Origin of the sequence: Bradyrhizobium agreste, assembly GCF_016031625.1 — a bacterium.
In the GTDB taxonomy this organism is placed as follows: domain Bacteria; phylum Pseudomonadota; class Alphaproteobacteria; order Rhizobiales; family Xanthobacteraceae; genus Bradyrhizobium; species Bradyrhizobium agreste.
This window is the reverse complement of the sequence record NZ_JACCHP010000021.1, coordinates 160,629-174,917: the sequence shown is the minus strand read 5'-3', so window position 1 is coordinate 174,917 and position 14,289 is coordinate 160,629. Positions and strand designations below refer to the sequence as shown.

The 14,289-nt window shown below is 65.6% G+C and carries 11 protein-coding genes; 5 read left to right on the top strand and 6 right to left on the bottom strand.

What is annotated here, in order from left to right; translation table 11 throughout:
- Positions 1 to 100: 100 nt before the first annotated feature.
- Positions 101 to 1,594 carry an NAD-dependent succinate-semialdehyde dehydrogenase gene (locus tag HZZ13_RS27995; protein WP_197962748.1) on the top strand — a complete coding sequence of 498 codons (1,494 nt, stop codon included), beginning with the start codon at positions 101 to 103 and terminating at the stop codon, positions 1,592 to 1,594.
- Between the two features lie 52 nt (positions 1,595 to 1,646).
- On the opposite strand, the gene HZZ13_RS27990 is transcribed toward HZZ13_RS27995, so the two are convergent.
- The 3 genes from HZZ13_RS27990 to HZZ13_RS27980 all read right to left on the bottom strand — a co-directional run bounded on the left by HZZ13_RS27990 (position 1,647) and on the right by HZZ13_RS27980 (position 5,966).
- Complete coding sequence (locus HZZ13_RS27990) at positions 1,647 to 3,863, bottom strand: SLC26A/SulP transporter family protein (protein WP_197962747.1); 2,217 nt, start codon at positions 3,861 to 3,863, stop codon at positions 1,647 to 1,649.
- Positions 3,864 to 4,070: 207 nt separating this feature from the next.
- Positions 4,071 to 4,985 carry a phosphoribosylaminoimidazolesuccinocarboxamide synthase gene (locus HZZ13_RS27985; protein WP_197962746.1) on the bottom strand — a complete coding sequence of 305 codons (915 nt, stop codon included), beginning with the start codon at positions 4,983 to 4,985 and terminating at the stop codon, positions 4,071 to 4,073.
- 63 nt (positions 4,986 to 5,048) lie between these two features.
- Positions 5,049 to 5,966 (bottom strand): pirin family protein, encoded by a 918-nt coding sequence (locus HZZ13_RS27980; RefSeq protein WP_197962745.1) that lies wholly within the window; start codon positions 5,964 to 5,966, stop codon positions 5,049 to 5,051.
- Between the two features lie 157 nt (positions 5,967 to 6,123).
- Here HZZ13_RS27980 and HZZ13_RS27975 point away from each other — a divergent pair, with 157 nt between their 5' ends.
- Together HZZ13_RS27975 and HZZ13_RS27970 are read left to right on the top strand one after the other, a co-directional pair.
- The gene (locus tag HZZ13_RS27975; protein WP_197962744.1) at positions 6,124 to 7,179 is read left to right on the top strand and encodes a helix-turn-helix domain-containing protein; all 1,056 of its coding nucleotides are present in this window, start codon (positions 6,124 to 6,126) and stop codon (positions 7,177 to 7,179) included.
- A 142-nt stretch (positions 7,180 to 7,321) separates the two neighbouring features.
- Positions 7,322 to 8,749 (top strand): serine hydrolase domain-containing protein, encoded by a 1,428-nt coding sequence (locus HZZ13_RS27970; protein WP_197962743.1) that lies wholly within the window; start codon positions 7,322 to 7,324, stop codon positions 8,747 to 8,749.
- A 196-nt stretch (positions 8,750 to 8,945) separates the two neighbouring features.
- On the opposite strand, the gene HZZ13_RS27965 is transcribed toward HZZ13_RS27970, so the two are convergent.
- Positions 8,946 to 10,313: an MmgE/PrpD family protein gene (locus HZZ13_RS27965; protein WP_197962742.1), complete on the bottom strand. Its 1,368-nt coding sequence runs from the start codon at positions 10,311 to 10,313 to the stop codon at positions 8,946 to 8,948.
- 117 nt (positions 10,314 to 10,430) lie between these two features.
- Between HZZ13_RS27965 and HZZ13_RS27960 the strand changes: the two genes are divergently transcribed.
- Together HZZ13_RS27960 and HZZ13_RS27955 are read left to right on the top strand one after the other, a co-directional pair.
- Positions 10,431 to 11,546 carry an FUSC family protein gene (locus HZZ13_RS27960; RefSeq protein ID WP_197962741.1) on the top strand — a complete coding sequence of 372 codons (1,116 nt, stop codon included), beginning with the start codon at positions 10,431 to 10,433 and terminating at the stop codon, positions 11,544 to 11,546.
- Positions 11,547 to 11,856: 310 nt separating this feature from the next.
- On the top strand, positions 11,857 to 12,351 hold the full coding sequence (locus HZZ13_RS27955; RefSeq protein WP_197962740.1) for a septal ring lytic transglycosylase RlpA family protein: 495 nt from the start codon (positions 11,857 to 11,859) through the stop codon (positions 12,349 to 12,351).
- A gap of 35 nt (positions 12,352 to 12,386) precedes the next feature.
- On the opposite strand, the gene HZZ13_RS27950 is transcribed toward HZZ13_RS27955, so the two are convergent.
- Together HZZ13_RS27950 and HZZ13_RS27945 are read right to left on the bottom strand one after the other, a co-directional pair.
- A complete protein-coding gene (locus HZZ13_RS27950) occupies positions 12,387 to 12,875 on the bottom strand; it encodes a DUF2867 domain-containing protein (RefSeq protein ID WP_197962739.1) in 489 nt (162 codons plus the stop codon).
- On the bottom strand, positions 12,872 to 14,266 hold the full coding sequence (locus HZZ13_RS27945; RefSeq protein WP_197962738.1) for an MATE family efflux transporter: 1,395 nt from the start codon (positions 14,264 to 14,266) through the stop codon (positions 12,872 to 12,874). The genes HZZ13_RS27950 and HZZ13_RS27945 overlap by 4 nt, the downstream gene beginning before the upstream one ends.
- Positions 14,267 to 14,289 lie beyond the last annotated feature (23 nt).

The following is a 14,289-nucleotide window of genomic DNA, read 5'->3' as shown; positions in this document are numbered from 1 at the left end:
CTCCCGGCTTACTCCCAGCAGATGTGCGTTGTGGGGCGGTGCATTGGGCATCGCTTGCTCCTATATTTCGGGCCGATCCGATCGCCCCAGGGAGTACGCCATGACACCGACCGCCGCCGCACGCGCCCCGCAAGCCACTGCCACCCTGCGCGACCGGTTGAAGGACCCGTCGTTGCTGAAGGAGGCCTGCTACATCGACGGCGCCTGGGTCGGCACGCCGGTCTTCGCCGTCAACAATCCCGCCACCGGCATCGAGCTGGCAAAAGTGCCGCAGCTTGGTGCTGACGACACCACCAGGGCGGTTGAAGCCGCCGAGCGCGCGTTTCCGGGCTGGGCCAAGCACACGGCCAAGCAGCGCTCCAACATCCTGCGCAAATGGTTCGAGCTGATCACCGCCAACCGCGAGGATCTCGCGCTGATCCTCACCTCCGAGCAGGGCAAGCCGCTCACCGAGGCGCTCGGCGAGGTCGATATCGGCGCCGCCTATATCGAGTTCTTTGCCGAAGAAGCGCGCCGCGTCTATGGCGAGACCATCCCGACGCAGCGCGCCGATGCGCGCCTGCTCGCCATCAAGCAGCCGATCGGCGTCTGCGGCGCGATCACGCCGTGGAATTTCCCGAATTCGATGATCACGCGCAAAGTGTCTCCGGCGCTCGCGGCCGGCTGCACCGTGGTGCTCAAGCCCGCCAACGAGACGCCGCTGTCGGCGCTGGCGCTGGCCGTGCTCGCCGAAAGGGCCGGCATCCCCAAGGGCGTGCTCAACATCATCACGGGTGACGCACCGCCGATCGGCAAGGTGCTGTGCGAGCATCCGGCGGTGCGCTTCGTCGGCTTCACCGGCTCGACCGCCGTCGGCAAGATCCTCTATCAGCAGGCCTCGGTCGGCGTGAAGCGGCTCGGCCTCGAGCTCGGCGGCAATGCGCCCTTCATCGTGTTCGACGACGCCGACATCGATGCGGCCGTCGAAGGCGCGATCGTCTCGAAATACCGCAACATGGGCCAGACCTGCGTCTGCGCCAACCGCATCTACGCCCAGGACAGGATCTACGACGAGTTCGTGCAGAAGCTGTCGAAGAAGGTCGCCGCGATGAAGATCGGCGACGGCACCGAGAGTGGCGTCACGCAGGGCCCGCTGATCAACATGAAGGCGGTCGACAAGGTCGAGCGCCACATTGCGGATGCCGTCAAGCGCGGCGCCAAGATCGTCACCGGCGGCAAGCGGAGCGAGCTCGGCCGCTCCTTCTTCGAGCCGACGGTGCTGGCCGACGTCAAGCCGGACTCGCTGGTGTCGCAAGAGGAGACCTTCGGCCCGCTCGCGCCCGTGATCCGCTTCAAGGACGAGGCCGACGTCATCGCGATGTGCAACGCCTCGCCGTTCGGCCTCGCCTCGTACTTCTATTCCCGCGATATCGGCCGCGTCTGGCGCGTCGCCGAGGCGCTGGAATCAGGCATGGTCGGCGTCAACACCGGCCTCATCACCACCGAGGTCGCCCCCTTCGGCGGCGTCAAGGAAAGCGGCTTGGGGCGCGAAGGCTCGCGTCACGGCATGGAAGAATATGTCGAGATCAAATACGTGATGATGGCGGGGGTGTAGGCTTGGTCTTGTAGCCCGGATTGCGCTTCGCTCCATCCGGGCTACGCGCTCGTCACCGCCGCAGCACCGCGATCGTCTTGTTCGCAAACGTCAGCCGCTCGGCCATGACCGACACGAAATAGGTCAGCAGCTTGTGGCTGAGCGCGGAATCCTCGACCTTGATCGCGTCGAACTGGTGCCTGTTGAGAACGTAGAGCACGCTGTCGATTTCGGCCTGGATCGTTGCGCTGCGCGGCGTGTGCGATACCAGGCCCATCTCGCCGATCGTGGTATAACGCCCGAGGCTGCGCACGCGCGTGCTGCGATCGTCTTCTGCGGGCACCATCACCCCCACGCGTCCCTCGAGGATGAAATGCATGGAATCGGCGGGATCGCCGGCCTGCACGATGACCTCGCCCGCTTCGACCTCGAGACGCTGGCAGCGGCGGATCAGTTCGTCGGCGTCCTCCTCGCTGTCGAGTATCCCCGTGAACCAGTCGCGCAGGCTGGCTTCTTCTCGCACCAGACCCTGATGCTGCGAGATGATCTCGTTCTCGCACCATTCCAGCGCATGATCGAGCTCGGGAATGATGATGACGCCCTCGCCGATGAAATCGCTGGAGCGCAGCACCTTCTCGGCCGCGGCCGACAAGTGCACCAGGATCAGCTCGACGCCCAGATCGGCCGCGATCCGCTTGATCTGGGCGAAACTGTAGGCGGCCGATGAGTCGACGCCCGTAACGAGTTTGAAGTCGAACAGCAGATAGCGGCACTCTGGACGCTGTTGAAGCAGGCGCTTGACGTGCTGGTAGAGCCGGTTGGCGGAGCCGAAGAACAGATAGCTCTGCAGATTGAGCCCCTGGATCTTGCCGCCATGGGCCAGCAGCACCTCCTGGTCGTCACGCGAGCGGTCCAGCGAGGAGCGGTATTCCGATCCGTCGAAGCTGTACTTGACCGATTCCACCCGCGCCGCGCTGAACGCAAAGGTCGCGCAGCCGATGATGACGCCGATCAGGATGCCCGGCACGAAGCCCCAAATGACGATGATCGCGATGATGGCAATCAGCGAGAGATATTCGAGCTTCGAAAGCCGCCTGCGCGATTCGATGATCCATTTGTGCAGCTGGTCTGCGCCGAGATAGAGCAGCAATCCGCCAAGCACGAATTTCGGGATCAAGCCGAGCAGTGCCGGCGCGATCACGAGCATCAGCAGAGACAAGGCCGCAACGGTGAGGCCGGACAGGCGGCCGCGGCCGCCGACGGAGAAATTCAGGATCGAGCGGCTGACCGAGATGCAGCCGGCATAGCCGCCGAGCAGGCCCGTCAGCATGTTCGCCGCGCCGGTGACGTTCAGCTCGCGCTCCAGGTTGGCCTCGCGATGCACCGCCACCTCGATGCCGGTGGTGTTGAACAGTGTGCTCGATGCCGTGACGAAGATCACGGCTGCGAGATTGCCAAGCAAGTCCGGTATTGCGAACCAGGGATACTGGACCAGACCGTCAGTGTGCCAGGGAACCGCAAAGGAAGCGGCCGGCAGCGCTGAGAAGGTCCATCCGAGCGCGCGCGCTTGCTCCGGCGAGATGCCGGAAATCGAGAACGCCAGATGCGCCGCGAGCACGCCGCCGACCAGGATGATCGGCAGTCCGAACGGATTACGCGAACGATGCCAGGTCAGGTATAGCACCAGGGCCATGGCGCAGGCCGCGCCCAGCTCCGAGAGCGCGACCCCGTTGGCTAAGCGCGTCAGCGTGTCGAGCTGCACGGGATGATCCGTGATCACCCGGATTGCGCCCATGACGATCAGCAATCCGGTGGCGCCGAGAAAGCCGCCGACGACGGGATAGGGCACGTAGCGAATGGCACGGCCCATCCGGGTCAGGCCCAATCCGCACAAGACGGCGCCGGTCAGGAGGGTGGACAGGCAGAGGGTGATCAGCACGGGTGAGAGCAGCGGCATCGACGGGTCGATCGCCGCAATGCGTTCGACCAACGAGGCTGCCAGGATACCGGTCACCGCTGCGGTCGAACTATCCGGCGCGGCAATTGCGAAGGGCAGGGAGCTGCCGAGCGCGATGACGGCCGCAAGCACCGCGGAGCTGATGAAGGTCGCCGCGATTCCGTAGGACAGATAGGGCGATAGAGGGCCGGCGAAGATCAGCAGCGAATAGGACAGACCGAAAGTGACGGTCAGGACGCTGGCGGCACTTCCCCCTAATATATCATTCAACGCACGCTTGATCGCCGGACTGAAGCGGGGAGCCGGACTGAAAACAATTGCTGGATCGGTCACGCCGTTGCGCTCGCCCCTGAAAAGTCCGTCCTAGAGCATGATCCGGAAAAGTGTGTAGCGGTTTTCCGAAAAGATCATGCTCAACAATAACCTAAAGCGCAATGACGATTCATCCTAATCGCATCGCGCTTTAGACGACTACCGGCTTAACGCAACAGGATTCTTGTAACTATGAAATATCCGACACTTTTGCGGTGAGGACCGAGCCTAAATCTTCAGCTCTTTCCCCGTCACGCGTCGATACGCTTCCAGATATCGCTTGCTGGTCGCGTCCACCACGCTGGCCGGCAGCGGCGGCGGCGGGGCGTCGCCGTTCCAGCGGCCGGCGCGGCGCTCGACGTCGAGATAGTCGCGCAAGGGTTGCTTGTCGAAGCTCGCCTGCGGCTGGCCCGGCTTGTAGGCGTCCACGGCCCAGAAGCGCGAGGAATCCGGCGTCATCACCTCGTCGATCAGGATGATGCGGCCGTCCTTGTCGCGGCCGAACTCGAACTTGGTGTCGGCGATGATGATGCCCTGCTCGCGCGCCAGCTCCTCGCCGAGCGTGTAGATCGCGCGCGTCATGCTTTCCAGCGTGTAGGCGACCTCGTCGCCGACCACCGCGCGCATCTTCGCGATGGTGATGTTCTCGTCATGGCCGCTCTCGGCCTTGGTTGCCGGGCTGAAGATCGCCGGCTCCAGCTTCTCGCTCTCGACAAGGCCTGGCTTCAGCTTCTCGCCCGCGAGCGTGCCGCTCGCGGCATATTCCTTCCAGGCGGAGCCTGAGAGATAGCCGCGGATCACGCATTCGATCGGAAACACAGTGGTGCGTTTGCACAGCATGGCGCGGCCGAGGATCTGGTCGCGATGAGCCTTCAGTGCCGGCACGGCCGCAACGATCTCGTCGGTGTCCGCGCTGATCATGTGATGCGGCACCACGCCTTCCAGCTCATTGAACCAGAACGCGCTGATCTGCGTCAGCACCGCGCCCTTCATCGGGATGGTTTCGCCCATCACCACGTCGAAGGCGCTGATGCGGTCGGTGGTGACGAGCAGCAGGCGGTCATCGTCGACGGCATAGATATCGCGCACCTTGCCGCGTCCGATCTTGGGGAGCGGCAGGTCGCTGGAGAGCATGGTGGTCATCGGCAAAGCCTTCGCACAGGGAATCCAGCCGCATTCGGTTGCGCGGCCGGACACCGGATTAGCCTATTCCGGCAGCGGAATGAACTCGTGTTCCTGCGGAACTGGCGCGAAGCGGCCGGTTTTCCAGTCCTGCTTGGCCTGCTCGATCCGTTCCTTGCTGGATGAGACGAAATTCCACCAGATGTGGCGCGGGCCTTCCAGCGCATCGCCGCCGAGAAACATCATCCGCGTGGCTTGAAGCGCCTTCACGGTGATGCGGTCGCCAGGCCGGAAGATCAGCAGGCGCGGCCCCTCATAGCGCTCGTTCGCGATCTCGACCTCGCCATCGACCACGTAGATCGCGCGCTCCTCGTGATCGGGATCGAGCGGCACGCTCGCGCCTGCGGCCGCCGTGACCTCGGTGTAGAACCAGGGCGAGACCATCGACACCGGCGAGGTGATGCCGAAGGTCGAGCCCGCGATCACCCGCGCGGTGAAGTCGCGCTCGGAGATCATCGGCAGGTCGCCCGCCGCATAGTGCTGGAACGACGGCGCGATCTCTTCGGAGCCCGCAGGCAGCGCGATCCAGCTTTGCAGGCCGAGCATCTTCTGGCCCGAGGCGCGCTGCGCATCCGGCGTGCGCTCGGAATGCGCGATGCCCCGTCCGGCCGTCATCAGGTTCATCGCGCCGGGCTCGATCTGCTGCACGTTGCCCGCGCTGTCGCGATGCATGATCGCGCCGTCGAACAGATAGGTGACGGTGGCGAGCCCGATATGCGGATGCGGCCGCACGTCCATGCCCTTGCCGGAGACGAACTGCACGGGACCGAAATGATCGAAGAAGATGAAGGGCCCGACCATCTGCCGCTTGCCGTGCGGCAGTGCCCGCCGCACCGCGAACCCATCACCGAGATCGCGCGTGCGCGGCACGATGACGAGATCGAGCGCATCGCAGGACATGGGATCGCCGAGCACGGGATCGTTGTCGGGCATCCAGCTCATGACGGGCTCCTTTTGGCTGTTGGACGCGACGGTAGCAGAATTTCGCATCGCCGTCGCGGCAAAGCTCCGCTAACCCTTGCATGCAGATGGACCTTGAAAAAACGAGCGCAACGAATGATGTTCGGCGGCCTTTAACCGCAACTGTTCGACCCAGCCGATGACCTTTGCCGCAACCGAGCTCGCCTTTCGCGCTGCCAGCGTCGCGCTGCTGCTGGTGCTGGCGGCGTCATTGCTCTCCGAGTTCCGCAATGTGCTGGCGGCCCGCCTCGGCGTGGCCTTCGCGCTCGGCTCGGCGGCGCATGCCGCGAGCTATTCCATCGGCGTGTCGTCGCTCGTTCCGGCCTGGCACGCGCCGCTGATTGCGCTGTCGACCGGCAACATCGTCGTGTTCTGGCTGTTCACGCGCGCGCTGTTCGACGACGAATTTCGGTTGCGCTGGTGGCATGGTTTGATCTGGGCCGCGGTGACCGCCTTCAGCTTGATCGGATGTCTCTGGATTGCGCCCGGCGGCAACGCGCGGTTCTCCGTAACTATAGTGAACCTGATCGTGCTCGGCTTCATCGTGCTCGCAGTGGCGCAGACGATCCGATCGTGGTCCGCCGATCTGGTGGAGCGTCGCCGCCGCCTCCGCCTCTTCATCGTCTGCGCCGCCGCGCTCTATGGCGGGCTGAATGCGGTGCTCCAGATCCTCATTGCCGGGAGCGCGGGCGATATCGCCAATACGATCAATACGGGCGTGCTCGCCTGCATCGTTGCCGCGATCGCCTGTGCAATGCTGCGCGTCGATGGCGCCGATCTGTTTCCGGTTGCGCCAGAGCCCGCACCGGCGCTCGCGCCGCTCCAGCCTGTGGCCGAGGATGCCGACCAGAAACTCATCGACGCCTTGATGCACCTGATGGCGGACGAGCGGATCTATCGCCAGGAGAACATCACCATCGGCGTGCTCGCGACCCGGCTCAAGATTCCCGAATATAGGCTGCGACGGCTGATCAACCAGCGGCTCGGCTATCGCAATTTCAACGTGTTCCTGAACAACCACCGCATCGAGGAAGCCAAGGCCGCGCTCGCCGACCCCAGCCAGGCCGAGGTCCCCGTCATCACCATCGCCATGGACGCCGGCTTCCAGTCACTCGGCCCCTTCAACCGCGCCTTCAAGGCGGTTACTGGCGTGACGCCGACGGAATACCGGCGGCTCAAGGTGAACGCGGCCTAATTTCAAGCTGCTGTAATTACAGCATTATTTCGAAATCGACCAGCTCGGTCCGAGTTCGGCTAGACCGTCTTTCGAATCCGGCGAGCTCGCCTGCAGCTTCTCCCGCTTCCTTGCGGCAAGCGCCCCTTTCAGGAGAAAGCAAGTGACTCGCCGCCGCAAGATCGCCCTCCTCACCGCCACCATCGCCACTGCCGGCCTCGCGCTCGGCGCGGCCCGGGCCCGCGACGTGCCGAAGGTCGCGACCGGCTTCGTCGCCGACATCCTGTGCGCCGAGACGTTCGTTTCCGGCCTCGATCCCAGGCGCAACTTTGCCGAGACCACCGACACCATGCCCGGAGCGAGCCTGATCAGCTGGGCGATGGACTACACGGTCGACCGCGCGCGCAAGGATGTCACGGTGACGCTGTTCGGCCTCGGCCGTAGCCTCGCCGTCTATCGCGAGGGCCTCGGCTGCACGCTCGAGCACGGCGCTGGCATCCTCCCCGTCGAGCTGCCGCCCGACGACAAGCGGCCCGCATTGCTGCCCGAGACCGCCGGCCCCGCGATCGTGCCGCCGCAAAGCCCCGCGCTCGCCGCCGCGCTCGACCGGGCCTTCGCCGAGCCCGCGCAGCCGCCTTACCGCCGCACCCGCGCCATCGTCGTGATGAAGGCCGGCCGTGTCGTCGCCGAGCGCTACGCCGACGGCATCGGCCCCGAAACGCCGCTGCTCGGCTTCTCCATGACGAAGTCGGTGATCTCCGGCCTGATCGGCGTGCTGGTGCGCCAGGGCAAGCTGCAGCTCAACGGCCCCGCGCCGGTCGCGGCCTGGAAGGATCCTGACGATCCGCGCCATGCCATCACCGTCGACCAGCTGCTGCGTCACACGGCGGGCCTTGCGCTCGGCAGCTCGCTGCAGGCCTCGCTCGGCTCCGCCTTCGAGCCGGTCAACCGGATGAAATTCGCCGAGAAGGACATGGCCGCCTATGCCGAGAGCATGCCGCTTCAGACCGCGCCCGGCACCGCGTGGAATTATCACGACGGCAACATCCTCATTCTCTCGTATCTGATCCGCGACGCAGTCGGCGGCACACCGGAGGACGCGCTGCGCTTTGCGCGCCGCGAATTGTTCGCCCCGCTCGGCATGCGCCATGTCGTGCTCCAGCTCGACGGCGCCGGCACGATCGAAGGGTCGAGCGAGATGCTCGCCTCCGCGCGCGACTGGGCGCGCTTCGGCCAGCTCTATCTCGATGACGGCGTCGCCGGCGGCAAGCGCATCCTGCCGGAAGGGTGGGTGACCTATTCGGCGACGGCCACGCCGAATGCGTGGGTCGGCATCGGCGCCGGCTTCTGGACCAACCAGGGCGACAGCTTTGGCGCAAACTTTCGCGTGGCGCACGGCTGGCCGCGCGATGCCTTCTTCGCCAAGGGCACGATCGGGCAGTACACCATCGTGATCCCGTCGGAGCAACTGGTGATCGTGCGCCTGGGACGCTCGCCGAACGCACCGCCGCAAGCCGACGGCGTGTTCGATCTCGTGCGCGATGTGGTGGCCGCAACGCGCGAGAGGGGGAAGATGGCGGGGGCGGATTGAGGTCTTTTCTTACCCTCCCCTGGAGGGGGAGGGTCGATCGCGCGCAGCGCGAGCGGGGTGGGGTGACAGTCTCTCCGCGATGAGCAGTGCCTGAGTGGAGAGATCACCCCACCCCGTCACGCAATCTCGCTTCGCTCGATCGCATGCCGACCCTCCCCCTCCAGGGGAGGGTAAGCAAGCGCCGCGGTGAACTTACTTACCTTCCCAATTCCGTCGCCTGCGCCACGCGATCGAACCGCTCCAGCGTCATGATCGCATCGGCAAACTTCTCCGCGCGCGCGTTCAGCACCGGGCGGGCCAATGTCAGGAATTTCTGCTGCATCGCCTGCGTATCCGGGAAAGAATTCGGCTCCCCGGACGGATCGGCGTAGAGCCGCTCGTGCACGCCGTCGTCCGTGGTGATGCTGACGCGGGCGCCGAAGGGGTGGCTGCGGCCGATCTCGAGGCGATCGTCCTGCACCACGTCGAACTTGTCGGCGAGCGCGTCGATGGCGGCATCGCCCAACCGGTTGTAATCGTCCCAGCCGAACGAACCCTGGTCGAGCGCGAGCGCGCCGGTGAAGAACATCGAGAACTGGCCGCCGACGATCGAGCGCGGGTGGCGCTTGGTCGCGGCATCGCCGGTCAGCGTGATGCCGTTGCGGTGCAGGCCGATCTCGACACGCTTGACCTGGTCCGGCGTCAGATTGTGCTCGCGCCGCATCGCGATCAGCGCGTCGATCGCCGCATGGGTGTAGCGGCAGCTCGGATAAGGCTTCACGCCGATCTTCATCGTCTCATAGGTCTTACCGAGCTCGGCCACCGCCTTGTCCGGGTGCGCATCGTCGGTATAGCCGGCGAGCAGGCCGTGCTTGCCTTCGATGGATTCGGTCGCGCCGACGAAATCGTTGCGCGCCAGCGTCGCGGCGATCACGCCATTCATCGCGGCGGCGCCGACCTGGTAGCGCTTGTTCCAGGCGCCGTTTACCAGAAATTGCAGCGAGCCCGCGGCCTGGCTGCCGGAGACGCCGAACGCGGCGATCAGCTGCTTCTCGGACAGGCCGAACAGCTTGCCGGCGGCCGCGGCCGCACCATAGGTGCCGGCCGTCGCGGTCGGGTGGAAGCCGCGCGCATAATGCGAGGTCGGGTCGAGCGCATTGCCGAGCCGGCAGCACACCTCATAGCCAGCCACGATCGCCGTCAGCACGTCGCGCCCGGAGGCACCCACCATCTCGCCGACGGCAAAGGCGGCCGGCACCACCGGGGCGCTCGGATGCAGCGAGGAATCGGCATGGGTGTCGTCGAAATCGAGCGAGTGGCCGAGCGCGCCGTTGAGGAGCGCTGCCACCGCCGGCGTCCAGGTCTTGGCATCGCCGAACACGGTGGACTCGCCCCTGGTGTCGAGCGCCAGCGCCTCCAGCATCTTCAGCATCGACGGGGTCGATTCCGCCTCGCGCCGTGCCCGAATTGCGCTACCCAGGAAGTCCAGCGTCAGCACCTTGGCGCGCTCCAGCACCTCTGCCGGAATATCCTGGTATTTCAGATTGAAGACATAGGCGGCGAGCGTTGCGGTTTCGTGAGCCATCGTGTTTCCTCGTTTTGGCGCGCAAGTTAGGCGGGCTGATTTGGCCTTTCAAGCGGCCTTGCGGGGGCGGGGATCAGCCATGCTTTTGCTTAGGCGAAGAGGATCGGGATATTCCGTATGACGCGCGCAAGGCAGCTGTTCGAGCAGGTTCGAGCGCGGCGGACGCAATTGGGGCTCGCGATCCGGGTCACGGTCGCCGCGACCGCGGCCTATGCGATCGCGACTGCGCTGCATCTCTTGCTGCCGCTCTGGGCTGTGCTGACCTCGCTGATCGTGACCCAGATGAGCGTCGGCCGCTCGCTGAAGGCGACGCGCGACTACATGCTCGGCACCATCGGCGGCGCGATTTATGGCGGCGCCATCGCGATCCTGATTCCCTATTCCAGCGAGGCGGGCCTGCTCGGCCTGCTGGTCCTCTCCGTCGCCCCGCTCGCCTTCATCGCCGCGATCAATCCGAGCCTCAGCGCCGCCACGGTGACGGCCGTGATCGTGCTGCTGGTTCCGACCATGCATCATTCCGATCCCATGACCTCGGCGATCGACCGGGTCAGCGAGGTCGGTGTCGGCGCGGTCACGGGATTGCTGGTCTCCTTCCTGGTGCTGCCGTCGCCCGCGGTGCGGCAGATCCGCGCCAGCGCGGCGGTTCTGCTCGAGCTGATCGCCGATGCCCTCGCCGAGCTGCTCGCAGGCCTCACGCGCGGCCGCGACAACGACGCGCTGCACCGGATCCAGGACGGCATCGGCAATGCGATGGTCAATCTGAATGCGATCGGCTCCGAAGCCGAGCGCGAGCGCGCGGCGCGCCTGTCGAGCGGCCCGGATACCGGTCCATTGCTGCGAACGATCCTGCGGCTGCGCCACGATGTCGTGATGATCGGCCGTGCCACCGTGGTGCCGCTGCCGGTCGAGGTGCAGCTGCGGCTGGCAGCGCCCCTGACGGAAGTCTCGACCGTGATCGCGCGCTTCCTGCGCTCGGCCGCGGGCGCCTTGCGCGAAGGGGCCGGCGCGCCGCCGATCCATCCCGTGCATGTCGCGCTCCAGCACTACGCCGAGGCGGTCGCGTCCGTCCGTCGGGACGGCCTGATCCGAGGCCACCCCAGCGACACCGCCGAGCGCTTCTTCGCGCTCGGCTTCTCCCTGGAGCAGATGCACCAGAATCTCGGCGATCTCGATCGCGTCGTCGGCGAATGGTCGGAGGCGGCGGCCGACAAGTCGGTGCGCGTTGCCGAGTGAGTTGAGCGCATCCTCGGTGACTCGTTTCGACAGCAATGCATACGTCGCGCGGCTCAGCCGTGAGCGCTGCCTGCGTGTTCTGACGCTGCACGCACAAGGTTCCATCGGGTCATGTTGCTGACGCAATCTCTGTCTTAATCGGCGGGAAGCTAAACACGACGTGAGGACCACTCCGGTTCACACAACGGTTCCGTAGCCAGGGGCTGGCTCGAATCCGCAAAACGATCGGCGCAAGTTGATGAACGTTGCTGCGTTCGCTTGACCACGTTTGCGGTTCTGGAACCGGGCAATCTAAAAAATCACAGGACTTATGATGCTATTCCGCTCGAGCGCCGCAATTTGCGGCGCCCTGCTTGCGCTCGCCATTTCCGCTGCCGTTGCTCGAAGTGAAACGCGTGGGGATCACTCAAGTGCCGTCGTCGATGCCGCCTCCAGCGACGCGATTATTGGCGCGGCGTCCACCTATAATCCGTTCAAGCCCGGCAAGGAGGAGGGCGGTCCGAAGACGGCCTCCGGCGAGCGTTATGATCCCTCTGCCTGGACGGCTGCCATCAAGACGAGTCTGCGCCGGAAATTTGGTGGGGTCGAATTTGGCGCGAGGCCGAAATATGCTCTCGTCGAGGCCGTGGGCAAGAAGGTCATCGTCAAGATAAACGACGTGGGACCACTAAGACCTGGGCGCATCATCGACCTCAATGAGCGGACGATGCGCCATTTCGATCCAAGCATGGACCGCGGTGTCATTCCTGACGTGAAAGTCAGTCCGCTCGCAGGGGACAATTGGACTCCAGGGCCGGTGGGCTGAACACTGCGTGTTCGCTCAATGTCGGCCCGCACAATTCATCGGGCCGGCTCCACGATCCGTCCCATCATGTTGCGGACCACGAGCTTGTGGAAGGGCATGATCAGCGCGAGATAGGTCCGGCCGAGCAAATTGTGCGTGCGCACCAGCGTGGTCGAGGTCACCTGCCGGCTCGCGGCATCGCCGGACACGTCGACGACGATGCGGAAGTCGAGGTGCAAATCATCGAAGCCTGCGACCAGCTGCTCCGGTGTCTCGCTCAGCACCGGAAACAGGCCGATCATGCCGCCTGGGGCCGGCGCGCCCTCGCCCGATGTCTTTAGCCCGAACGGCCTCACCAGAATGTTGCGCAGGCGCAGCAGCGCGTCGATCCAGCGCGGCCCGTGCAGCACCATCCTGGTGCAGGCTTCGCGGGCATTCACCGCCGCGGTGCCGATCTCCACGCGAAACGCATCGGCGAACTGCGCGCCGGCGAGCAGCGTGCTCGCATCGATCTCAGGCGCGACTTCGTGGACCGTTGCTCTCATCCCGCCAGTTTGCGCGCCAGCATCCGGAAGCGCAAGATCAGGAGCCCGGCATAGACGAATGTACCGATCGAGAACCCGATCCAGACGCCGACCGCGCCCAGTCCCGTGTGGAATGCCAGCATCCAGCCGATGGGAAAGGCGACGCCCCAATAGCCGATCGCGGCGAACAGCAGGGTCATTCGGGTGTCGTTGAGGCCACGCAGCGCGCCGCCCACGATGGTCTGGAGGCCGTCGGCGACGAAGAAGCTCGCGCCGACCAGCAGCAATGTCGCCGTCAGCTCGACCGTTGCCGCGCTGGCCTCGCTATGGCCGAAGAACAGCCGTCCGAGCTCGTAGCGGCCGATCACGATCGCGATCGTCAGCGCGGAGACCAGCGCGAGGCCGAGCGTGGCTGCGACGAGCCCCGCGCGCTTCACCGCCGCCGGATCATTGCGGCCGAAGGCATGACCGACCCGCACCGTTGCCGCCATGCCGATGCCGAGCGGCACCATGAAGAGCACGGCGGTGACCTGGAGCGCGATCTGATGCGCGGCAATCGCGGCGGTCGAGATCAAGCCCATCAGCAGCGCCGCCGAGGAGAACAGGCCGTATTCCAGCAGCAGCGAGAACGAGATCGGCGCGCCGATCACGATCAGCTGGCGCATCAAGGGCCAGTCGATCCGCCAGAGGCGGGCGAGCGGACGATAGTCGGCGAACGGCTCGCGCAACCCGGCAATCGCGAGCGCGGCGAGGAAAGTGCCGAGATTGACCAGCGTGGTCGCAAGCCCCGCGCCGAACAGGCCGAGCTCGGGCAGGCCGAACAGGCCGTGGATCAGCGCATAGACCAGCGCGGCATTGACCGGGATCGCCGCCAGCGTGATCCATAGCGGGGCCTGCGGCCGGTTCACCGCGCTCATCATGCCGCGCAGCGCGATGAATCCGAGCGCCGGCGCGATGCCCCAGGCAAGGCCATTCAGATAGTGCTGCGCCAGCGCGGCCGCTCGCGGCATTTGACCGAGCGCGAGCAGGATCTGCTCGCCATAGAGCGGCGAGGCCATCATCGGCAGCGAGATCAGCAGGGCGGCCCACAGCCCGACGCGCAACGAGCGGCGAATGCGCCTGACGTCGCCGGCACCGAACGCCTGCGCCGCCAGCGGCGACACTGCGGACGTCAATCCGAGACCGAAAGTGAAGCTGACGAAATAGACCGTGTGGGCCAGCGCCGCCGCGGCCACCGCCTCCTCGCCGAGCCGCCCGATCATCGCGAGATCGGTCGTGATCATCGCGATCTGCCCGAGCTGGGTCAGCATCATCGGTACGGCGAGCCGCAGTGTCTCGACGAATTCCACGGCAAGGTGGTTCTGCGGCACGCCGGCTTGCGGCTGCGCATGATGTTGGACGGTGTCGAGCATGGCGGCTCAATAGCACAGCCGCG

Coding starts and splice junctions, on each gene's coding strand:
- HZZ13_RS27985 (WP_197962746.1), bottom strand. CDS start 4,985: ATGACCACCATGCTCTCCAGCGACCTGCCGCTCCCCAAGATCGGACGC.
- HZZ13_RS27975 (WP_197962744.1), top strand. CDS start 6,124: ATGACCTTTGCCGCAACCGAGCTCGCCTTTCGCGCTGCCAGCGTCGCG.
- HZZ13_RS27995 (WP_197962748.1), top strand. CDS start 101: ATGACACCGACCGCCGCCGCACGCGCCCCGCAAGCCACTGCCACCCTG.
- HZZ13_RS27960 (WP_197962741.1), top strand. CDS start 10,431: ATGACGCGCGCAAGGCAGCTGTTCGAGCAGGTTCGAGCGCGGCGGACG.
- HZZ13_RS27950 (WP_197962739.1), bottom strand. CDS start 12,875: ATGAGAGCAACGGTCCACGAAGTCGCGCCTGAGATCGATGCGAGCACG.
- HZZ13_RS27965 (WP_197962742.1), bottom strand. CDS start 10,313: ATGGCTCACGAAACCGCAACGCTCGCCGCCTATGTCTTCAATCTGAAA.
- HZZ13_RS27945 (WP_197962738.1), bottom strand. CDS start 14,266: ATGCTCGACACCGTCCAACATCATGCGCAGCCGCAAGCCGGCGTGCCG.
- HZZ13_RS27955 (WP_197962740.1), top strand. CDS start 11,857: ATGATGCTATTCCGCTCGAGCGCCGCAATTTGCGGCGCCCTGCTTGCG.
- HZZ13_RS27980 (WP_197962745.1), bottom strand. CDS start 5,966: ATGAGCTGGATGCCCGACAACGATCCCGTGCTCGGCGATCCCATGTCC.